Raw genomic sequence first — 613 nt, forward strand, 5'->3', positions numbered from 1 at the left:
CGGCTCGGCACCCGGGACGAGCCGGCTGGGTTGTGCAGACGTGACACCAAGCACCTTGAGCCTTCCTGTCTTGATGAGCTCTGTGATCGTCGGCGAGGGCGTGCTGAAGAATGCCTTGATCTCTCCGCCAAGCGCTGCCTGCACCACCGGCGCGGTGCCCCGATACGGAACATAGATCAGCTTGAGGCCGGTCTCGCGTGACAGCACGGCGGTCGCGATCTGGATGATCGGACCTCCGCCCCCGATGTCCACGCCGCCCTGTTGCTTGCGCGCCCATTCGACGAAGCCGGGAAAGTCCGATGCAGGAAGCGATCCGTGCGCCAGCAGAGCGATGGGTGTCGTTCCGATGCCGACGACCGGAACGATGCTGCGCAGCGGGTCGAAGGAAGCATCCTTGGTGATGAGCGGGACCTGCACCAGGCCGGTGGTGGCCGTGTAGAGAAGCGTATAGCCGTCCGGCGCGGAGTTGGCCGCCGCAAGTATTCCGACGGCGCCTGCACCGCCGCTGCGGTTGTCGACCACGACCGGTTGGCCTAGCAAGGGGGAGAGCTTCTGCGCGAGATAGCGGCTCACGACGTCGGTGGGACCACCCGGCGGGAAGTTCAGAACCAGT

At 65.6% G+C, this 613-nt stretch carries 1 protein-coding gene; it reads right to left on the minus strand.

All coding sequences use genetic code 11. The features are described from left to right. Nucleotides 1–573, minus strand: a 573-nt coding sequence (locus AC3A6Y_RS34990; protein ID WP_487872791.1) for a Bug family tripartite tricarboxylate transporter substrate binding protein, incomplete at its 3' end; no start/stop codon positions are given. Between the last annotated feature and the right edge of the window lie 40 nt (nucleotides 574–613).

The organism is Variovorax sp. Soil_C_17, from assembly GCF_057657265.1.